20 protein-coding genes are annotated in these 20,226 nt (G+C 71.2%); 9 read left to right on the top strand and 11 right to left on the bottom strand.

Annotation, left to right across the window (positions count from 1 at the left end):
* Both AAG827_RS02180 and AAG827_RS02175 read right to left on the bottom strand, forming a co-directional pair.
* Positions 1–506 (bottom strand): SDR family NAD(P)-dependent oxidoreductase (locus tag AAG827_RS02180; protein WP_341924146.1); only part of this gene is annotated, 506 nt, incomplete at its 3' end.
* Complete coding sequence (locus AAG827_RS02175; protein WP_341924145.1) at positions 503–1,717, bottom strand: acyl-CoA dehydrogenase family protein; 1,215 nt, start codon at positions 1,715–1,717, stop codon at positions 503–505. The genes AAG827_RS02180 and AAG827_RS02175, both read right to left, overlap by 4 nt.
* 46 nt (positions 1,718–1,763) lie before the next feature.
* Between AAG827_RS02175 and AAG827_RS02170 the strand changes: the two genes are divergently transcribed.
* From AAG827_RS02170 to AAG827_RS02155, 4 genes are read left to right on the top strand one after another with little or no spacing between them, the layout of a single operon-like run.
* The gene (locus AAG827_RS02170; RefSeq protein WP_341924144.1) at positions 1,764–3,287 is read left to right on the top strand and encodes a FadD3 family acyl-CoA ligase; all 1,524 of its coding nucleotides are present in this window, start codon (positions 1,764–1,766) and stop codon (positions 3,285–3,287) included.
* A 1-nt stretch (position 3,288) separates the two neighbouring features.
* Entirely contained in the window at positions 3,289–4,440 is a 1,152-nt protein-coding gene (locus tag AAG827_RS02165) for an acyl-CoA dehydrogenase family protein (RefSeq protein ID WP_341924143.1), read from the top strand.
* Complete coding sequence (locus AAG827_RS02160; protein WP_341924142.1) at positions 4,437–5,327, top strand: acyl-CoA dehydrogenase family protein; 891 nt, start codon at positions 4,437–4,439, stop codon at positions 5,325–5,327. The genes AAG827_RS02165 and AAG827_RS02160 overlap by 4 nt, the downstream gene beginning before the upstream one ends.
* On the top strand, positions 5,327–6,316 hold the full coding sequence (locus AAG827_RS02155) for an acyl-CoA dehydrogenase family protein (protein ID WP_341924141.1): 990 nt from the start codon (positions 5,327–5,329) through the stop codon (positions 6,314–6,316). Before AAG827_RS02160 ends, AAG827_RS02155 begins: the two co-directional genes overlap by 1 nt.
* A gap of 227 nt (positions 6,317–6,543) precedes the next feature.
* Here AAG827_RS02155 and AAG827_RS02150 read toward each other — a convergent pair whose 3' ends face one another.
* From AAG827_RS02150 to hsaA, 5 genes are read right to left on the bottom strand one after another with little or no spacing between them, the layout of a single operon-like run.
* Positions 6,544–7,446 (bottom strand): alpha/beta fold hydrolase, encoded by a 903-nt coding sequence (locus AAG827_RS02150; protein ID WP_341924140.1) that lies wholly within the window; start codon positions 7,444–7,446, stop codon positions 6,544–6,546.
* A 50-nt stretch (positions 7,447–7,496) separates the two neighbouring features.
* Complete coding sequence (locus AAG827_RS02145; RefSeq protein WP_341924139.1) at positions 7,497–8,138, bottom strand: flavin reductase family protein; 642 nt, start codon at positions 8,136–8,138, stop codon at positions 7,497–7,499.
* 20 nt (positions 8,139–8,158) lie between these two features.
* A complete protein-coding gene (gene hsaC / locus AAG827_RS02140; RefSeq protein ID WP_341924138.1) occupies positions 8,159–9,058 on the bottom strand; it encodes an iron-dependent extradiol dioxygenase HsaC in 900 nt (299 codons plus the stop codon).
* Positions 9,058–9,960, bottom strand: coding sequence for a 4,5:9,10-diseco-3-hydroxy-5,9,17-trioxoandrosta-1(10),2-diene-4-oate hydrolase (gene hsaD, locus AAG827_RS02135; RefSeq protein WP_341924137.1), 903 nt, complete (start codon positions 9,958–9,960; stop codon positions 9,058–9,060). The genes hsaC and hsaD overlap by 1 nt, the downstream gene beginning before the upstream one ends.
* Before the next feature lie 6 nt (positions 9,961–9,966).
* Positions 9,967–11,133, bottom strand: a complete 1,167-nt coding sequence (gene hsaA, locus AAG827_RS02130; protein ID WP_341924136.1) for a 3-hydroxy-9,10-secoandrosta-1,3,5(10)-triene-9,17-dione monooxygenase oxygenase subunit — start codon at positions 11,131–11,133, stop codon at positions 9,967–9,969.
* 471 nt (positions 11,134–11,604) lie between these two features.
* Between hsaA and AAG827_RS02125 the strand changes: the two genes are divergently transcribed.
* Positions 11,605–11,970: a hypothetical protein gene (locus AAG827_RS02125; RefSeq protein WP_341924135.1), complete on the top strand. Its 366-nt coding sequence runs from the start codon at positions 11,605–11,607 to the stop codon at positions 11,968–11,970.
* Positions 11,971–12,029: 59 nt separating this feature from the next.
* Here AAG827_RS02125 and dmpG read toward each other — a convergent pair whose 3' ends face one another.
* Genes dmpG through AAG827_RS02110 form a run of 3 tightly spaced genes read right to left on the bottom strand, consistent with a single transcriptional unit; the run spans position 12,030 to position 14,834 of the window.
* Positions 12,030–13,121: a 4-hydroxy-2-oxovalerate aldolase gene (dmpG, locus tag AAG827_RS02120; protein ID WP_341924134.1), complete on the bottom strand. Its 1,092-nt coding sequence runs from the start codon at positions 13,119–13,121 to the stop codon at positions 12,030–12,032.
* The gene (locus AAG827_RS02115) at positions 13,118–14,032 is read right to left on the bottom strand and encodes an acetaldehyde dehydrogenase (acetylating) (protein ID WP_341924133.1); all 915 of its coding nucleotides are present in this window, start codon (positions 14,030–14,032) and stop codon (positions 13,118–13,120) included. Before AAG827_RS02115 ends, dmpG begins: the two co-directional genes overlap by 4 nt.
* A gap of 4 nt (positions 14,033–14,036) precedes the next feature.
* Complete coding sequence (locus AAG827_RS02110) at positions 14,037–14,834, bottom strand: fumarylacetoacetate hydrolase family protein (protein ID WP_341924132.1); 798 nt, start codon at positions 14,832–14,834, stop codon at positions 14,037–14,039.
* Positions 14,835–14,869: 35 nt separating this feature from the next.
* On the opposite strand from AAG827_RS02110, the gene kstD reads away from it, so the two are divergent.
* Genes kstD through purT form a run of 4 tightly spaced genes read left to right on the top strand, consistent with a single transcriptional unit; the run spans position 14,870 to position 19,535 of the window.
* Positions 14,870–16,573 carry a 3-oxosteroid 1-dehydrogenase gene (kstD, locus tag AAG827_RS02105; protein ID WP_341924131.1) on the top strand — a complete coding sequence of 568 codons (1,704 nt, stop codon included), beginning with the start codon at positions 14,870–14,872 and terminating at the stop codon, positions 16,571–16,573.
* Positions 16,573–17,451 (top strand): MaoC/PaaZ C-terminal domain-containing protein, encoded by an 879-nt coding sequence (locus AAG827_RS02100; RefSeq protein WP_341924130.1) that lies wholly within the window; start codon positions 16,573–16,575, stop codon positions 17,449–17,451. Before kstD ends, AAG827_RS02100 begins: the two co-directional genes overlap by 1 nt.
* A gap of 4 nt (positions 17,452–17,455) precedes the next feature.
* Positions 17,456–18,295, top strand: a complete 840-nt coding sequence (locus tag AAG827_RS02095; RefSeq protein ID WP_341924128.1) for an aminoglycoside adenylyltransferase domain-containing protein — start codon at positions 17,456–17,458, stop codon at positions 18,293–18,295.
* Between the two features lie 37 nt (positions 18,296–18,332).
* A complete protein-coding gene (gene purT, locus AAG827_RS02090; RefSeq protein ID WP_341924126.1) occupies positions 18,333–19,535 on the top strand; it encodes a formate-dependent phosphoribosylglycinamide formyltransferase in 1,203 nt (400 codons plus the stop codon).
* Here purT and AAG827_RS02085 read toward each other — a convergent pair.
* Positions 19,525–20,139: a DedA family protein gene (locus AAG827_RS02085; protein ID WP_341924125.1), complete on the bottom strand. Its 615-nt coding sequence runs from the start codon at positions 20,137–20,139 to the stop codon at positions 19,525–19,527. The genes purT and AAG827_RS02085 overlap by 11 nt on opposite strands.
* Positions 20,140–20,226 lie beyond the last annotated feature (87 nt).

Here is a 20,226-nt window from a genome sequence, read left to right as displayed (position 1 = left end):
CCGATCACCGAGGCGTTGTTGATGATCACGCCCTTGGTGCCCGACGCGACGAAGCGCTGGCCGGCCGCCCGCACGCAGCGGAACGTGCCGGTGAGCGTGATGTCGAGGACCTTGAGCCACTGCTCGTCGGTCATCTCGAGCACGTTGGCCGTGCCGCCGAGACCGGCGTTGTTGATCATGATGTCGACGCCGCCGAGCTCGTCGGCGACGTCGAGGAGAGCCGTCACCTGGGCCTCGTCGGTCACGTCGCAGACCAGCTGCCGCACGCGATGGGCGCCGAACTCCTCGGCCAGCGCGGTCTCGGCCTCGGCGAGCCTGCGGGCGTGGGTGTCGCTGAACACGACGGCCTTGGCACCCTCCTCGAGCACTCGTCGTACGACGGCGGCGCCGATGCCCGCGCCCGCCGCAGCGGTCACGACGACGACCTTGCCCGCGAGCAGGTCGTGTCCGGGGACGTAGTCGGGGACAGGTTGCTCGGGGCGTCCCTGGGTCGGGGCAGCACTCATCCGCGGGGCTCCTTCGGAAGGCCGAGCACACGCTCGGCGAGGATGTTCTTCTGGACCTCGTCGCTGCCGCCGTAGATCGTGTCGGCGCGGGAGAAAAGGAAGAGTCGTTGCCACTCGTCGAGGTCGTAGGGCGTGCCCGACTCCCGTGCGAGCAGCGAGGCGGGACCGGCGACCTGCATCGCGACCTCGCCGAGCCGCTGGTGCCAGTTGGCCCAGACCAGCTTGAAGATCGAGCCGGCTCCCCCGCCGGCGGCCGAGTCGGAGCCGCCCTCGACCGAGGAGAGACCGCGCAGGGCGAAGGAGCGGGTCACCTCGAGCTCGGCGCTCAGCGCGGCGAGCCGGTCGCGCAGGACCGGGTCGTCGATCGCCCCGGTCCGCTTGGCCAGGTCGACGACCCCGGCGAGCTCGCGGGCGTAGTCGACGGTCTGCGCGAGCGTGGACACCCCGCGCTCGAAGCCGAGCAGCCCCATCGCGACGGGCCACCCCTTGCCGATCTCACCGACGACCAGGTCGGCGTCGGTGCGAGCACCGGTGAAGAAGACCTCGTTGAACTCCGAACCGCCGGTCAGCTGCTCGATCGGACGCACGTCGACGCCCTCCTGGTCGAGCGGCACGAGCAGGAACGACAGTCCGTGGTGACGCTGCGAGCCGGGCTCGGTGCGCGCGATCACGAAGACCCACTGCGACAGGTGGGCGTTGGACGTCCACACCTTCTGCCCGTCGATCACCCACTCCTCGCGCTCCCCGTCGGTCGGGACCAGGCGCGCCTTCGTCTGCACGTTGGCCAGGTCGGAGCCGGCTCCGGGCTCGGAGTAGCCCTGGGCCCACAGCTCCTCGACCGCCACGATCTTGGGCAGGAAGCGCGCCTGCTGCTCGGGCGTGCCGAAGGCGATGAGGGTCGGCCCCATCAGCTCCTCGCCGAGGTGGTTGACGCGAGCCGGGCCCTGGGCGCGGGCGTACTCCTCGTGGAAGATCACCTGCTGCCACAGGCTCAGCCCGCGACCGCCGTGCTCGACCGGCCACCCGACACAGGTCCAGCCGTGGGCGGCGAGGTGCCTGTTCCACGCGAGCCGCTCCTCGAACATCTCGTGGTCGCGACCAGGGCCGCCGACACCGCGCAGGGCGGCCCACTCGCCGGTCAGGTTGTCCTCGAGCCAGGTCCGGATCTCGACCCGGAACGCCTGGTCTTCCTCGGAGTAGCTCAGGTCCACGAGTGCTACCCTACCAAGCACTTGCTTGGTATGGATAGGAGAGGCGATGGCGACGACCCTGCCGCAGGTCCTGCGTGACGCTGCCAGGCGTTTCGGTGACCACCCGGCGTACGTCGACGGCGACCGGGTCCTGTCGTTCGCCGCCCTCCTCGAGCGGGTGCGGGCGGTCGCGGCCGGCTACCGCGCCCGGGGCCTCGAGCCCGGCGGCCGCGTGGTCGTCTGGGCCCCCAACAGCATCGACTGGGCGGTGGCCGCCCTCGCGGTGACGTACGCCGGCGGCACGCTCGTCCCGGTCAACTCGCGCTACACGGGCCCCGAGGTCGCCGACGTGGTCGACCGCACCGGCGCCGTGCTCGTCGTCGCGGCCGACGGCTTCCTCGGCCGGACCCAGGTCGCCGACCTGCGCGCCGCCAGCACACTGGCGACGGTCGCCGAGGTCCTCGAGGTCACGCGGCTTGACGACGTGGCGGGCGACCCCGGCGGCATCGACGGCATCGACGCAGTGGCCGACGCGGTGGCCGCCGACGACGTGGCCGACATCCTCTTCACCTCCGGGACGACCGGACGCTCCAAGGGCGCGATGTCGGCGCACCGCCAGACCATCGGCGTCGCGCAGGTGTGGGCCGACCTCGGCGGGGTGCGGGCCGACGACCGCTACCTCGTGGTCAACCCGTTCTTCCACTCCTTCGGCTACAAGATCGGCATCGTGGTCGGGCTGCTGACCGGGGCGACGCTCTATCCCGTCGCGACCTTCGACGTCGACGAGACGATGCGGCTCATCGAGCGCGAGCGGATCACGCTGCTCCCCGGTGCGCCGACCATCTACCAGTCCCTGCTGGGCGCTCCGGGTCGTGCGGAGCGGGACCTCTCGTCCCTCCGGCTCGCCGTCACCGGGGCTGCCGTCGTGCCCGTCGTGCTGATCGAGCGCATGCGCGCCGCCGCGCCGGAGGGCCTGGCGATCGAGCAGGTCGTCACCGCCTTCGGCATGACCGAGGCCGTCGTCGCGACGATGTGTCGACAGGACGACTCCGCCGAGACCGTCGCCACCACCTGCGGTCGCGCGATCCCCGGCATGGAGGTGCGCGTCGACGCCGCTGCGGGCGAGGCCGGTGAGCTGCTGCTGCGCGGGGAGCACGTGATGCTCGGCTACCTCGACGACCCCGCGGCGACCGCCGAGGCGATCGACGCCGACGGCTGGCTCCACACCGGCGACGTCGGGACGGTCGACGACGCGGGCAACCTGCGCATCACCGACCGGCTCAAGGACATGTACATCTCCGGCGGGTTCAACGTCTATCCCGCGGAGGTCGAGCAGGCCCTCGCCCGTCTGGACGGCGTCGCCGACGTCGCCGTGGTCGGCTCGCCCGACGAGCGCCTGGGCGAGGTCGGGACGGCGTACGTCGTCCGCGTCGGCCAGCCCGCCGGAGCGGACCTCACCGCGGAGGCTGTCGTCGCCTTCGCCCGCGAGCGACTGGCCAACTTCAAGGTGCCCCGCCACGTCGTCTTCGTCGAGGCACTCCCCCGCAACCTGTCGGGCAAGGTCCTCAAGACCGCCCTGCGAGAGGACTGAGATGGACCTGACCCTGTCGGAGTCGGAGCTGGCCTTCCAGGCCGAGGCACGCGCCTGGCTCGCGGCCAACGTGCCGAGCGAGCCGCTGCCGTCGATGGACACCGCCGAGGGCTGGGTGGCCCACCAGGAGTGGGAGGCCCGCCTCTCGGCCGCCCGCTGGTCGGTCGTCTCGTGGCCCGCGGCCTACCACGGGCGTGAGGCGTCACTGGTCGAGTGGGTGGTCTTCGAGGAGGAGTACTACCGCGCCGGGGCACCCGGTCGTGTGTCGCAGAACGGGATCTTCCTTCTCGCCCCGATCCTCTTCGACCACGGCACCCAGGAGCAGCAGGACCGCTTCCTGCCGTCGATGGCCACCGGCGAGCAGGTCTGGGCGCAGTGCTGGTCCGAGCCGGAGGCCGGCTCGGACCTGGCCTCCCTCACGTCCACGGCACGACGCGACGAGGCCCGCGGCGGCTGGCTGCTCAACGGCCAGAAGACCTGGTCCTCGCGGGCCTCCTTCGCGCACTGGGGCTTCGGGCTGTTCCGCTCCGATCCCGAGGCCCAGCGGCACGCCGGCCTGACCTACTTCCTCTTCCCCCTCGACGCCGAGGGCGTCACGGTCCGCCCGATCGCGCAGCTCGACGGGGAGGCGGGCTTCGCGGAGATCTTCTTCGAGGACGTGTTCGTCCCCGACGCCGACGTGCTCGGCGGGGTCGGCGAGGGGTGGAGCGTCGCGATGAGCACCGCCGGCAACGAGCGGGGGCTGTCCCTGCGCTCGCCCGGGCGGTTCTGTGCCGCTGCCGACCGGCTCGTCGAGCTCTGCAGGGCGACACCCGACGCAGGTCCGGCCACCGACCGGGTGGTCGACGCGTGGCTCAAGGCGCAGGCCTACCGGCTCTACACCTGGGGCACCGTGACCCGCCTGGCCGGAGGTGGCGACATGGGGGCGGCCGGGTCGGTCAACAAGGTCTTCTGGTCCGAGCTCGACATCGCCCTGCACGAGACGGCCCTCGACCTGCTCGGCCCGGAGGCCGAGGTCGAGTCCCCCTGGCTCGACGGCTACGTCTTCTCGCTGTCGGGACCCATCTATGCCGGCACCAACGAGGTGCAGCGCAACATCGTGGCGGAGCGGATCCTTGGCCTTCCGCGCGAGCCGAAGGGAGTCAAGGCGTGAGGTTCGAGCTGACCGAGGACCAACGCGACTTCGCGTCGTCGCTGGAGTCGCTGCTGTCGTCCTCCGACACCGTGGGCGTGGCACGCGCCTGGGCGGCCGGCGACCACGCAGCCGGTCTGCGCCTGTGGGCGAGACTGGCCGAGCAGGGGCTGACGATGCTGGCCACCGAGGCCACGCCCGTCGAGCTCTGCATCGCCTTCGAGGCACTGGGCCGGCACGCGGTGCCGGGGCCGTGGGTCGAGTCCGCGGCCTACCTGCCGCTCGCCCTCGGCCACGAGGTCGAGGGCGTGGCCACCGTCGCCATCGCACCTCTGGTCCCCTACGCCCTGGACGCCGACGTGGCCGACCAGGTCCTCGTCGTCAAGGACGGCTCGCTGCACCGCGCGACGGTGGGCGAGGCCACGACCTCGGTCGACGGCACCCGTCACCTCTTCACCGTCACGGCCGGCGAGAGCGTCGAGCACGGCGACCTCGACGCGGCGTTCGACCTGGCCGTGCTGGCCACCTCGGCCCAGCTCCTCGGCGCCGGTGAGCGGATCCTGGCCGACGCCGTGACCTACGTGAAGCAGCGCCGGCAGTTCGGACGCGAGATCGGCTCCTACCAGGCGATCAAGCACGCGCTGGCCGACGTGCGCATCGCTCTCGACTTCGCCCGCCCGCTGGTCCTCGGGGCGGCGCTCGGCGAGGTCAGCGCCTCCGCAGCCAAGGTGGCCACGGCCGACGCCGCCTACCTCGCCTCACGCACGGGCCTCCAGGTCCACGGCGCGATCGGCTACACCGCGGAGCTCGACCTGAGCATCTGGATCACCAAGGTCCGCGCGCTCGTGACCGCCTGGGGCACCCCCGCCCACCACCGCGCCGCCGTCCTCCGCGAGCTGGTGGGCTGATGGACTTCGCGTTCTCCCCCGAGCAGCAGGAGCTGGCCACGATGGTCCGCTCGTTGCTGGACAAGCGCGCCGACTCGCGGGCCGTGCGGGCCGCGATGGGATCCGACCTCGGGCACGACGAGGCCCTCTGGCAGACGCTGTGCGACCAGATCGGTGTCAGCGCGCTCGCCGTCCCCGAGGCCTACGACGGCGCGGGCTTCACCCTCCTCGAGCCGCTGATCGTGCTCGAGGAGCTCGGCAGGTCCCTGGCGCCCAGCCCGCTGCTGTCCTCCCTGGTGGTGACGGAGGCGCTGCTCGCCGGCGCCGACGAGGAGGCCAAGCGGCGACTGCTCCCCCGCATCGCGGCCGGCGAGGTCGCGGCGATCGTGCTCGACGACGGACCGGTCCTCGACGGTGACACCGCCACCGTGCTGGTGGCGGTCACGGAGGCCGGGCTGGTCGAGGTCGACCCGGTCAGCGCCACCCGCACGTGGGCCGAGTCGATGGATCAGACGATCCGCCTGGCGCACGTCGACCTGGCGGGCGCCACCACGACCGTCATCGGTGACGCCGCTCCGGCGCTCGCGCGCGCCCGCCTCGTGGGTGCCGTCGGCACCGCCGCGCTCCAGGCGGGGCTGGCCGCCCGCGCCCTGGACATGACCGTCGCCTACACGAAGGACCGCGTGCAGTTCGGTCGGCCGATCGGCTCCTTCCAGGCGCTCAAGCACCGCATGGCGGACATGCTGGTGCTGCTCGAGATGTCGCGATCGGCGTCGTGGGCGGCGTCGTACGCCGTCTCGAGCGGCGCTGACAACGCCGAGCGGCTGACCCACGTCGCCAAGTCCTACTGCTCCGACGCGCTGGCCCGCATCGCCGGGGAGACCGTGCAGCTGCACGGGGGCATCGCCATCACGTGGGAGCACGACGCTCACCTGGTGCTCAAGCGCGCGCATGCGCTCGGACAGCTCTTCGGCCAGGCGCACGAGCACCGCGCGCTGCTCGACCTCTGAGGGCAGGAAACCCCAGTCTTTGTTAGGGATTCGTGGACGATCCGTGTGTCCTGAGTGGAGAGCCGGTCCCTAGGGTCAGGTCATGAACGACTTCGACGACGACACCGAGTCCCGCGAGTCCCTGGAGGTCACGACCCTCCCCAGCGCCGACGAGGCCTATCCCCCGGGGATGCTCGCCAACCCGATCCGCACCCGCATCTGACGCAGGCGCACCGGGTCGCCCGGATTCAGGGCGCCAGTACCTTCTCCAGGAAGGCGACCTGCGCGGTGACGTTGGGCTCGAACACCTCGTCGACGTAGACGTCGAAGTGGCCGCAGTCGAAGGACACGGTCTGCGCCAGGTCGCCCAGCCGCCGCGCCACCTCGCGCACCGATGCCACCGGGGCGATGTTGTCCTGCTCCGCGACGACCAGGAGCACCGGGCACGTCACGTCGGCCGCGTGCCGCACCGGGCGGTTGGCGGCGATGCGCAGGATCCCACGGGCGCACATCTCGTTGCGGAACGTGGGACCCATGATGGCGCCGTAGCCGGCGACCGCCCCCGGCGCCGAGATCACCGCGGCCGAGCCCGGCTCGCCCACGACCGGCACGAGGTGCGGCTCGCGACGGGTCGCCCATCGAGCGAGGTCCTTGAGCCCGGCCCCGGTAAGCGCGAGCGCCTTGCCGCTGCCGCTGGTCTGCTGCACCCCGCGGAACGCCGCGAGCCCGTCCATCGCCGCACCCTGGCTGATCACGCCGGCGATCCGGTGGTCCCCTGCCGCCACGACGACCACGTGGCCCCCGGAGTAGGAGCTCCCCCAGAGCACGATGCGGTCGGGATCCACGCCCTCGAGCCCACGCGCTGCGACGACGGCCGACCGGTAGTCCTCGCGGTGGCGTCGGTGGTCCACGTCCTGGCGTGGCCAGCCGTCGGACGTGCCGAAGCCGCGGTAGTCGAAGACGAGCACGTCGGCACCGGCGTCGGCGAAGCGCTCCGCGAAGGGCAGCAGCCCGGCGTCCCGGGTGGCCCCGAACCCGTGACCCATCACGACGCACGGCCTGCCGCCTGCGGTCGTCAGGGCATCGGACCGGGCGGCCAGCAGCCAGGCCTCGCAACGGACACCATGGCTGTCGAACGTGATCGTCTCCACGGCACTCAGTCTCGCCGATGCGGGAGCGAGACGGGAGGGCCGTTCAGCACTCAGTCGGTCGAGCGGTACTGCCCCTTGTAGAACAGCAGCGGCGTCTCGGCGCCCTGGAGTCCGAGGTCGACGACGCGGCCGATCACGACGTAGTGGTCGCCGGCCTCGTGGACCGCGTGGATGGTGCAGTCGACGTAGCCGACGGTGTCGGCGAAGAGCGGGGAGCCGGTCGCGGCCGAGGGGGCCCAGTCGACGTCGGCGAACTTGTCGGTGCCGCGGCTGGCCATCGTGTTGGACAGGTCGGCCTGGTCGGCGGCGAGGAAGTTGACGCAGAACTTGCCGGAGCGCTGCATGAGCGGCCACGCCCGCGAGGTCTTGGCCGGGATGAAGAGCACGAGCGGCGGGTCGAGCGAGACGCTGGAGAACGACTGGCAGGTCATGCCGACCGGCTCGCCGTTGCTCGTGGAGGTGACGACGGTGACGCCCGAGGCGAAGCTGCCGAGGACGTCGCGGAAGCGTCGCGCGGCGGCGACGGCCTCCGGATCGTCCGCGTGGACGCTCGAGCCCTCACCGGGACGCCACTCGACGTCGAGGTCGATATCACCGAGCCAGGAGCTGATGAGCTCGGGGCTGGGCCACGTCTCGCGAGCGTCGTGGCTCATCCCGTCGGGGATCTCGGGAGTCCCGGAGTGGTGTGGCATGGCCCCAACGCTAGCCATGCTCAGTGGCCCGCGCCGAAGTCGTGTCCCCAGTAAGACACGGCCGTCGACTCCCGGGCCACCCAGCGATCGTCCTCGACGGTCAGGCCGTCGGTGCCGAACTCGACGTCGAAGCCACCCGGGGACTTCACGTAGAACGACACCATCTCGTCGTTCATGTGCCGACCGAGCGTGGCCGAGAGCGGCGCCTGGTGCTTGCGCACGCGGGTCAGCGCACGACCGACGTCGTCCAGGTCCTCGACCTCGAGCATGACGTGGACGCACTTGGACGCGTTGGGCATCGGCAGGAACGCGAGCGAGTGGTGGCGCGGGTTGACGCCGAGGAAGCGCAGCCACACCTTGGAGCCGGGCTCCTTGCCGACGAACTCCCCCGGCATGCTCATCGAGTCGCGCAGGCGGAAGCCCAGCACGTCGGTGTAGAAGCGCAGCGCCTCGACGTCGTCGAGGACGGGCAGCACGATGTGGCCCATACCCTGGTCGCCGGTGACGAACCTCGCGGCGTACGGCGTCACGAGCGGGTGGGACTCGTAGGTGATGCCGTGGAACAGCTCGAAGACGTTGTCCCACGGGTCACTGAACCGCACGAGCTCCTGCACGCGCCGCTCGGCGAGCTCCTCGGCCGTGCCCTCCTCGAACGCGACACCGGCCTTCTGCAGGTGCTCACGCGCCTCCTGCAGGGCGCGCGGGTCGGCGACCTCCCAGCCGACCGCGGAGAGCTGGTCGACGTCGGAGGGGAAGACGACGAGCCGCGCGGAGACCTGGTCGATGCGCCAGTACTGGTGGTCGGGGTCGGGCCCGCGCCCCTCGGCCAGCCCGAGCACCTTGCCCGCGAAGGTGCGCCACTGCTCGAGGTCGGTGGAGGCCACGCGGACGTAGCCCATGGACTTGATGTCGATGGTCATCAGGACTCCTGGGGCGGTGCGGGGCGTCGTTCGACGTGCCGTGCGTAGAACGACGTGGCCACGTCGCGGAACTCGTCGGCAGCCTCGATCTGTGCCCAGTGCCCGCAGTTGGGGAAGACATGCAGCGACGCCTTCGGGATCAGCTTGAGCGCGACCATGGCCCCGTCGAGCGGGTTGACGCGGTCCTCGCGCCCCCAGGTGAGCAGGGTGTGCTTGCGCAGGCGGTGCGCCTCGCGCCACAGCATCCCGTCCTCGGCCGTCTCGGGGTTCCAGAAGGACATGCCCATCGAGCGCATCGCCTCCTGGGCGCCGGGCGCGGTCGCGTCGGCGAACCGCTCCTCGACCAGCTCGTCGGTGACGAGCGACTGGTCCACGACCATGGTGGAGATGAACGCGCGCAGCTTGTCGCGGGTCGGGTCTGCCCCGAAGTCCATCAAGCGCTGCACGCCCTCGGTCGGGTCGGCGTGGAAGAGGTTGAGCGACAGCCCGCCCGGTCCCATGAGCACCAGGCGACCGACCCGCTCGGGGTAGGTGAGCGCGAGGCGCATCGCCGTGCCGCCGCCGAGGCTGTTGCCCAGCAGGTGCACCTTCTGGATGCCGAGCTCGTCGAGCAGCCGGACGACGTGGTCGGCCGCGTGGCGGTAGAAGTTGCCCACCACGGGTGGCTTGTCGGACGCGCCGAAGCCCGGCTGGTCGACGAGGAGCGTGCGGAACGACGCAGCGAAGCCCGGCAGGGCCCGGCCGAAGTTGGACCAGGCGCTGGCGCCGGGCCCGCCGCCGTGGAGCATGACGAGGGGCAGCCCCCCACCGAGATCGGTCGAGACCCCCGCCTCGTAGTAGTTGAGGGTGATCTCGCCGGCCTTCGCCGAGCGCCGAGTCGCTTCCTGGGAGAAGTCCGTCATCGCAGGTCAGTACATCCCGGGGTCGACCTTGTGGCCGAACTCGTGGGCGCCGAACATCTGCAGTGCGCGCTCGGGGTCGTTGGCCGCGTGCACCCGGCCCGCGTGGGCGTCGCGCCAGGCGCGCTGGAGGTAGGTGCCCTCGGTCAGGGCACGACCCCCGGACGCCTCGAACAGCGCGTCGATCGCCTCGATCGCACGCTGGCTGCCGATGACCTGGTCACGACGGACCTTCAGACGCGTGCCGAGCGGGATCTTCTCCCCCTTGGCGACGTAGTCCTGCTCCTCGCGGATGTTGTTGACCAGCAGGGCCCAGGCGGCGTCGATCTCCGAGGAGGCACGCGCGATGCGCACCATGGCGAAGGGGTCCTTGGAGGCTTTCTCGCCGAGGTAGGCCGCGCGGCTGCGCTTCTGCTGCATCTCGATGTGGTCGGCATAGGCACCCATCGCCATGCCGATGATCGGGGTGGTGATGGTGCCGGTGAAGATCGAGTGGAACGGCAGCTTGTAGAGGTCGGAGGTGTTCTGCTCCTGGCCCGGGCCCTTGCACTGCCCGGTCTCGCCCATGCTCAGCGTGAAGGCCTCGGGGATGAACACGTCCTCGACCAGGATGTCGTTGGAGCCGGTGCCGCTCAGGCCGACCATGTGCCAGACGTCGATGATCGTGTAGTTGTCGCGCGGCACCATGAAGGTCTTGAAGTCGATGACGTTGCCGTCCTCGTTGAACACCAGGCCGCCGAGCAGCACCCACGAGCAGTGGTCGCAGCCCGAGGAGAAGCTCCACTTGCCCGAGAGGATGTAGCCACCCTCGGTCACGGTCGCCTTGCCGGTCGGTGCGTAGGACGAGCTCAGGCGGGTGTTGGTGTCCTCGCCCCAGACGGCCTGCTGCGCCTCGTCGGCGAACAGCGCGACCTGCCAGGGGTGGACGCCCACGACGCTGGAGACCCAGCCGGTCGACCCGCACGCGCTCGCGATGTCGCGCACCGCGGTGTAGAAGGTGATCGGGTCGGCCTCGTGGCCGTCGAACCGCTTCGGCTGGAGCAGCTTGAAGAAGCCGGTCTCCTCGAGCTCCTTGATGTTGGACTCCGGGACGACGCGCAGACGCTCGGTCTCGTCAGCGCGGTCACGGAACGTGGGGAGCAGATCACGAACACCGTCGAGCACAGCCTGGGACATCTCGATCTCCTGTCATGGTGGGACGCGACCAATACTAGAACACGTTCTTGTTTTGGACCATATCCGGGGGCCTGCGCAACTTATGCAGTTCTCGATGCGGTGGGGGGTATCGGCCGGCAACCGCACCACCCCAGCCCCTCGTCACCCGCTCCCCGGGCCTACGTCCGCAGGTGGAAGCGGACCCGTCCATCAGCGAGCCGGTCGCTGCGATAGCGGTGGTCGTGGGCGCGATGGTGGTGGAAGGAGCACAGCAGCACCCCGTCGCTCAGGTCGGTCCGCCCACCCCGCGACCAGGGGGCACCGCCGTGGTGGGCTTCGCACCAGGCGGCCGGGATGTCGCATCCTCGCCCCGACACGTCGTTCTGCGGAGCGGGCGTTCCGAGCAGACCTGGTGTCGGCAGATCACATGCGTCGAACCACCGCGATCGGCTCGGCCCGCGGGCCCTCAGGCACTGACTATCGTGGGCGTCGATGATCACCCGCCGCGACGCTGCCCAACGCCTGGACATCCCCCTGGAGATGGCCACCCGACACGGCCTGCCCACGACGCTCACCGAAGCCCAGCTGCGTCAGATAGAGGACAGCCCGCCACCGTGGCTGGTCCAGTCCCGTGCCCATCGGACCGGCAAGAGGCCGGTGTGGGTCGATCTGGTCTGCAGTGTCTGCGGGTCTGCCGAGAGAGCCCGGCCGAAGAAGTGGTGGCCGACCTTCACCTTCATCAGCTGCGACCACCACCAGCCCTCCGATCTGCCGCCTCCGCTCCGCGGCGACCATCGTGAGGAGATCCTGGGAGTTGGCAGCCGCTTCGTCGGCTGGGTCGACACCCCACTGGACTGAGCCAACCGTCGCCCGGCATTTGGCGCTGACGCTGGGGCCGGCGCTTGGGCTGGGAACGGTCAGGAGTTGGCGGTCAGCTTGTCCTGCTCGGCCTTGAGCATCAGCGCGATGTCGATGAGCTGGTCCTCCTGGCCGCCGATCAGCTTGCGGCGACCGGCCTCGAGCAGGATCTTGGCGCCGGAGACGTCGTAGCGCTCGGCGGCGTTGCCGGCGTGCTTGAGGAAGGAGGAGTAGACGCCGGCGTAGCCCATCATCAGCGTCATCCGGTCGAGCTGGCACTCCTCGGGCATGGCGGGCCTGATGACGTCCTCGGAGGCGTCGACGATGGTGAGGAAGTCGATGCCGGTCTTCCAGCCGAGCTTGTCGCAGACCCCGACGAACGCCTCGAGCGGCGTGTTGCCGGCGCCGGCGCCGAAGCGACGCACGGAGCCGTCGATCTGGGTGGCACCGGCACGGGCGGCGATCACGGTGTTGGCGACGCCGAGGCCGAGGTTCTCGTGGCCGTGGAAGCCGACGGTGGCCTCGTGGCCGATCTCGGCGACGACCGCTGACACCCGGTCGGCGGTCTGCTCCATGACCAGGGCACCGGCGGAGTCGACGACGTAGACGCACTGGCAGCCCGCGTCGACCATGATGCGCGCCTGCTTCGCCAGCACCTCGGGCGGCTGGGTGTGGCTCATCATCAGGAAGCCGACGGTCTCCAGGCCGAGCTCGCGGGCCAGCCCGAAGTGCTGGATGGACACGTCGGCCTCGGTGCAGTGCGTGGCGACGCGGCAGATCTGGCCGCCGTTGTCCTGGGCGGCGCGGATGTCGTCCTTGGTGCCGAGGCCGGGCAGCATCAGGAAGGCGATCTTGGCGCGCTTGGCGGTCTCGGCCGCGATCTTGATGAGCTCCTGCTCGGGGGTGCGGGAGAAGCCGTAGTTGAACGACGACCCGCCGAGGCCGTCGCCGTGGGTCACCTCGATCACCGGCACCCCGGACGCGTCGAGCGCCTCGACGATGTCGTGGACCTCGGTGGCGGTGAACTGGTGGCGCTTGTGGTGCGAGCCGTCGCGCAGGCAGGTGTCGGTCAGCCGCAGGTCCAGCTCGCCCCACGGCTCGGTGCCGTGGGTGCCGGACCAGGTGCGGGACAGGGCGTTGAGGTCGCTCATGCGACACCTCCAAGGACGGAGCGGGCGATGTTCTGGCCGACCTGGGTGGCCGCGGCGGTCATGATGTCGAGGTTGCCGGCGTAGGGCGGCAGGAAGTCACCGGCACCCTCGACCTCCACGAAGATCGAGACCTTGGTCTGGCCCTGGGTGGCGGCCGACGGCTCGTCGATCTGGGGCTCCTGGAGGAGCCGGTAGCCCGGGACGTACTCCTGGACCGCCTTCTCCATCGCGAAGACCGACGCGACGATCGCGTCGCGGTCGGCGTCCGGGGAGACCGCGCAGTAGATCGTGTCGCGCATGATCATCGGCGGCTCGGCGGGGTTGAGGATGATGATCGCCTTGCCACGCTCGGCTCCCCCGATCGACATGACGCCCGCAGACGTCGTGCGGGTGAACTCGTCGATGTTGGCGCGCGTGCCGGGGCCGGCGGACATCGACGAGACCGAGGCGACGATCTCGGCGTAGGACACCGCGGCGGCGCGCGAGACGGCCGCCACCATCGGGATCGTGGCCTGACCGCCGCAGGTGATCATGTTGACGTTCCACGCACCCACGTGCTCCTCACCGTTGACCGGCGGGATCACGGCAGGCCCGACAGCGGCGGGCGTCAGGTCGATCGCCCGGATGCCGGCCTCCTCGTAGCGCGGGGCGTACTCGCGGTGCACGTAGGCCGACGTCGCCTCGAAGATCAGGTCCGGCAGCACGTCCTGCTTGAGCAACCAGTCGACCCCCTCGTGGGAGGCCTCCAGCCCCTTGCCGGCCGCGAGGCGCAGCCCCTCGGAGGAGGGGTCGACGCCGATCATCCACCGCGGCTCGATCACGTCGGACCGGAGCAGCTTGTAGAGCAGGTCGGTGCCGATGTTGCCGGGGCCGACGATCGCCGCCGTCAGCTTGGTCTGGGTCTGAGTCATGGGTCTACTCCTCGAACTGGGCGACCAACGGGGCGAACCCGCTGATGGACGCCTCCACCCGGTCACCCGGCGCGAAGGGGACGAACGGGCCGAGGGCCCCGGACAGGATCAGGTGGCCGGCCCGCAGCGGGTCACCGAAGCGGAAGGCCTGCACGGCGAGCCAGCGCAGCGCCTCCAGGGGGTCGCCGAGGCAGGCGGCGCCGGTGCCGCTGGAGCGCTCCTCACCGTTGATCGTCAGCGACATCACCACGTCGATGGGCTCGACCTCGTCGAGCGTGCGGCCCTCGCTGCCGACGACGTAGAGCCCGCTCGAGGCGTTGTCGGCCACGGTGTCGGTGAAGCCGATCGCCCAGTCGGCGATCCGCGAGTCGACGATCTCGAGCGCCGGGAGCGCGACGTCGACTGCCGCGCGCACCAGGTCGAGGGTGATCTCCTCCTCCGTCGCCGGCGCGATGTCGCGCGCGAGCACGAACGCGACCTCCGCCTCGACGCGTGGCTGGAGCAGCCGCGCCATCGAGATCGGCTCGTGGGTGCTGACGTCCATCTCGTCGAGGAGGTAGCCGAAGTCGGGCTGGTCGACGCCGAGCTGGCGCTGCACGGCCTCGGAGGTGGCCCCGATCTTGCGGCCGACCACGGTGGCGCCCGTCGCGAGGCGACGCTGCACCAGCCCCTGCTGCACGGCGTACGCCGCCGGCAGGTCGTCGGTGCCGATGAGGTCGCGCACGGGGGCGCAGGGAGTGCGGGTCTCGAGCGCCTCCGCCAGCCGATCCACGGCGGCCGAGACAGCGTCCTGGTGAGTCACGGGACTCATACTAGAACCTGTTACAGTTTCGTGCCATGAGCACCCCTCTGCCTGAGTCGGTGGACGTGGTCGTGGTCGGCGCCGGTGGCGCCGGCATGACCGCTGCGCTGGCCTCCCGCAAGCACGGCCTGGACACCATCCTCGTCGAGAAGAGCGCCTACTTCGGTGGATCGACCGCCCGCAGCGGCGGAGGCGTGTGGATGCCGGGCAACTACGCGCTCCAGTCCGCCGGCCAGGCCGACGCGCTGGAGGAGTCCAAGCGCTACCTCGACTCCATCGTGGGCGACGTCGTGCCCAAGGTCCGCCGCGACACCTACCTCGAGCGCGGCGCCGAGGTCATGGACTTCATCCGCGACAGCACCCCGGTGCGCTTCACCTGGGTCCCGGACTACGCCGACTACCACCCCGAGGCACCGGGCGGACGGCTCAAGGGCCGCTCGGTCGAGCCGGTCCCCCTGGACGCGAGCTTTCTCGGCGACGAGCTCAAGCGGCTGCACCCGCAATACACCAAGGCCCCGGCCAACATGATCGTCACGCAGGCCGACTTCCGGAAGATCAGCCTCGGGATGCGCACGATCAAGGGCCCGATCACGATGGTCAAGGTGCTGATCAACCGGATCATCGCCGGACTCCGTGGTCGCCGCATGTATGCGATGGGCAACGCGATCGCCATCGGCCTGCGCAAGGGACTCATCGACGCCGGCGTGCCCGTGCACTTCGAGACCGAGCTCAAGGACCTCGTCATCGAGGACGGCCGGGTCGTCGGCGTGCGCGTGCTGCGCGACGGCGAGGAGCACGTCGTACGAGCCCGGCGGGGCGTCATCCTCGGCAGCGGCGGCTTCGAGCGCAACCTCGAGATGCGGGAGAAGTACCAGCCGCAGCCGACCTCCGTCGACTGGACCACCGGCTCGGAGTTCAACACCGGTGGCGGCATCCTGGCCGGCATCGACGCCGGCGCCCAGACGGACCTGCTCGACGACGCCTGGTGGGGACCGACCATCCCGCTGCCGTCGGGACCGTGGTTCTGCCTCGCGGAGCGCAACCTGCCCGGCTCGATCATCGTCAACCAGGCCGGGCAGCGCTACATGAACGAGGCGCTGCCCTACGTCGAGGCGGTGCACGAGATCTACAAGGGCGAGGAGACCGGCGTCGGTCACGTGCCGAGCTGGATGATCATCGACCAGCGCTACCGCAACCGCTACCTCTTCGCCGGGCTCATGCCGCGCCAGCCCTTCCCGGGCCGTTGGTACAAGCAGGGCACGATCCGCAAGGCCGACTCCGTCGAGTCGTTGGCTGCCGAGATCGACATCCCTGCGGAGGCCCTGGCCGCCACGATCGAGCGCTTCAACGGCTTCGCCCGCTCCGGCACCGACGAGGACTTCCACCGCGGCGAGTCGGGCTACGACAAGTACTACTCCGACCCCACGGTGAAGCCCAACCCGTCGCTGCACACCATCGACCAGGGCCCCTTCTACGCCGTCAAGATCGTCCCCGGCGACCTCGGCACCAAGGGTGGCCTCGTCACCGACGAGCGGGCCCGGGTGCTGCGCCCCGACGGCTCGGTGATCGGCGGCCTCTACGCCGCCGGCAACGTGTCGTCGGCCGTCATGGGCAACACCTACGCGGGCCCCGGCGCCACCATCGGTCCCGCGCTGGCCTTCGGCTACCTCGCCGCCGAGGACATCGCCGCCACGCCCGCGAGCGCTCCCTCGCCGGTCGAGAAGCAGGAGACCGCCTGATGCCCATCGACCCGTCCGTCGCGATCGGCGCCGAGATCGGTGAGCGCAGCTTCACCTGGTCGCCCAGCGACGTGCTGCTCTACCACCTCGGCATCGGCGCCGGCTCGCGTGCCGGTGACAACCTCAGCGCGGACGCGCTGCGCTACACCCTCGACGGCCCGGCGCTCCAGGTGCTGCCGTCCTTCGGGGTCGTCGCGCCGAGCTTCCACGAGACCGACCCGCCCCCGCTCGACCTCCCCGGCTGCGACATCAACCTCGCCCAGGTCGTGCACGGCTCGCAGTCGATCACGGTCAACGGCCCGCTCCCGACGTCCGGCGAGGCGACGATCCGGGTGCGCATCAGCGACATCTGGGACAAGGGCAAGGCCGCTGTCATCTGGCAGGAGGGCGTGGCCACGGCGCCGTCCGGCGAGGAGCTGTGGACGGTCCGCTCGTCGATCTTCGTCAAGGGCGAGGGCGGCTGGGGGGGCGATCGCGGGACCTCCGAGAAGGTCGAGCTGCCCGACCGGCCGGCCGACACCGACACGACGTACGACGTGACGCCGCAGCAGGCGCTCCTCTACCGGCTCTGCGGTGACCGCAACCCGCTGCACGCCGACCCCGACTTCGCGAAGGCGGCCGGCTTCCCGGCGCCGATCCTGCACGGGCTGTGCTCCTACGGGATCGTGCTGCGCGAGCTCACCGACGGGCTGCTCGGCGGCGACGCCACCGCGGTGTCCGGCTTCGGCGGCCGCTTCTCCGGCGTGGTCCTCCCCGGCGAGACGATCCGCGTGCAGGGCTGGCGCGAGGACGGCCGGGTCGTGGCCGCGGCGAGCATCGCCGGCGGCGAGCGCGACGGCTCGCCGGTGCTCTCCGACGTGGCGCTGACGCTAGCCTGACCGCATGGACCGGGGGCTGCTCGCGCACCTCGAGCCCCAGGTCGGTCCGGCCTCGGCGCAGAGCCTCGTCGGCGTGCTGCGCGAGCTGGACAGCGGCGCCCGCGACGCCCTCGGTGACGAGGTCGTGAGCATCCACCTGGTCGGCTCCTTCGCGACCGGGGACGCCGACGAGCACAGCGACGTCGACGTCGTCGTGGTCACCCGCACCGCGCCGACGCCGGCGGCCGAGGCAGCGCTGACGACGCTGCACGCCCACCTGCCCGACCTGGGCTCCTCGTGGGCGGGGCGCCTCGAGGGCAGCTATGCCCCGGTGGCCGACCTGGCCAACCCGACGACCGTCGGGCGGCGCTGGCTCCACGTCGACGACGGCAGCCGCGTGCTGGAGCGCTCGGCGCACGACAACACCGCCCACACGCGGTGGGTGCTCCGCGAGCGCGCCCTCACCGTCAGCGGGACGCCCGCCCACGACCTGCTCCCCCGGGTCTCCCGGGGGATGCTCTTCGCCGAGGCCGTCGGCGAGGCCCGCCAGCACGCCGCCATGGTCGAGGACGACCCGGCGTCGCTGGCCGACGTCCGGGCACGGACCCAGGTGATCCTGGGGATGTGCCGCCTGCTGCACACAGCGCGTGAGGGCACCGTGGTCGGCCAGCGAACCGCGGCCCGGTGGACCCTGGGGCTGCTGCCGGAGCAGTGGCACGACCTGGTCCTCGCAGCGCTCGCCCACCGCGCCGACCCGCGGGGGCACCACTCCGGCGACGGCGACGGCGACGGCGACCCGGAACCCGCCCGTCGTACGCGTGCCTTCGTCTGGGACGTGCTCGCCCTGGTGAGCGCCAGCCGCTGAGCGAGGCGGCTGGGCGGCACCCACTAGGTTGTAGCCCGTGACGATCCTGGGCACGCCGCTGAGCGAGACCGCCACCCGAGTGCTGATGCTGGGCTCGGGAGAGCTCGGCAAGGAGGTGGTCATCGAGCTGCAACGCCTCGGCGTCGAGACCATCGCGGTCGACCGCTACGCCGACGCACCGGCCATGCAGGTCGCCCACCGCAGCCACGTCATCGACATGCTCGACCCGGCCGAGGTGCGCCGCGTCGTCGAGCTGGAGCGGCCGCACTTCGTCGTGCCGGAGATCGAGGCGATCCACACCCCCACGCTCCAGGAGCTCGAGAGCGAGGGCGTGACCGTCATCCCCACCGCCCGTGCGGCCCGGCTGACCATGGACCGCGAGGGCATCCGCCGCCTCGCCGCCGAGGACCTCGGCCTGCCCACCTCGCCCTACCGCTTCGCCGGCACCGCCGAGGAGTACGCCGCCGCGGTCGAGGAGATCGGGCTGCCCTGCGTCGTCAAGCCGGTCATGTCGTCGTCCGGCAAGGGCCAGTCGACGCTGCGCACTCCGTCCGACATCGAGCCTGCGTGGGACTACGCCCAGTCCGGCGGCCGCGCCGGCCAGGGCCGCGTGATCGTGGAGGGCTTCGTGCCCTTCGACTACGAGATCACCCTGCTGACGGTCAAGCACGCCTCGACCGACGGCGGCCCCGACGTCATCTCGTTCTGCGACCCGATCGGGCACGTGCAGGTCGACGGCGACTACCGCGAGTCGTGGCAGCCCCAGGCGATGAGCGCCGTCGTCCTCGAGCGGGCGCAGGAGATCGCGGCGTCGGTCGTGTCGGAGCTGTGCCAGCCCGCCGGCCGCGGCCTCTTCGGGGTCGAGCTCTTCGTGCGCGGCGACGAGGCCATCTTCTCCGAGCTCTCCCCGCGCCCCCACGACACCGGCCTGGTCACGCTGGTCTCGCAGGACCTCTCGCAGTTCGCGCTCCACGTGCGTGCCATCCTCGGCCTGCCGATCCCCTCGATCCGCACCCGCGGCGCCTCGGCGTCCTGCGCGGTGCTCCTCGAGGGCGACCAGGTGGCGCCGTCGTTCAGCGGGGTCGACCGTGCGCTCGCCGCCCCCGACACCCAGGTCCGGGTCTTCGGCAAGCCCGCCGTCTCGGGACGTCGCCGCATGGCGGTCACCCTCGCCCTCGGTGACGACGTCGACGCGGCCCGCGCCACGGCGCGCGACGCCGCGGCCTGCATCACGACGTAGGGCTCGTGCGCCCCCGCAACCGTCGTACGACGAACACGGCGAGCAGGAGCGCCAGCAGGACGTAGACGACGTTGGAGACCTCGCCCATGCGGCCCTCGACGACGTGCCACTGCTCGGCCAGCTGGTAGCCGGCGATGATGAGCCCGGCGTTCCACACCAGGCTGCCGGCGGTGGTGTAGCCGGCGAACTGGAGCAGCGGCATCCGGTTGACGCCCGCGGGGATGGAGATCAGGCTGCGCACCCCGGGCACGAGGCGTCCGAGGAAGACCGCGGCGCGACCGTGGGCCTCGAACCACGCGATCGCGCGCTCGACGTCGCGGGCGTGCACGAGCGGGACCCGATCGGCGATCGCGCACAGCCGACGAGCGCCCAGCACCGCTCCGGCGTAGTAGAGGACCAGCGCGCCCACCAGCGACCCGATCGTCGCCCACACGATGGCGGCCACGAGTCCGTAGTGACCCTGGCTCGCGGTGTAGCCGGCCAGGGGAAGCACCGCCTCGGACGGGACCGGGGGGAAGACCGTCTCGAGCGCGGTCGCGAGGCCCACGCCCGGCGCACCGATCGTCTTCATGATCCCGACGACCCAGTCGAGCACCGCGTCCATGGCCCTCCTCCCCCTGTCGTGATGTCGTTGTCGATGTGTGTGGCGTCCTGCGTGGCGACGAAGCCGTCACCGTAGACAGGCGCTCCA

Source organism: Nocardioides psychrotolerans, assembly GCF_943371775.1.
Taxonomy (GTDB): domain Bacteria; phylum Actinomycetota; class Actinomycetes; order Propionibacteriales; family Nocardioidaceae; genus Nocardioides; species Nocardioides psychrotolerans_A.
This window is presented reverse-complemented; position numbering and strand designations above follow the sequence as displayed.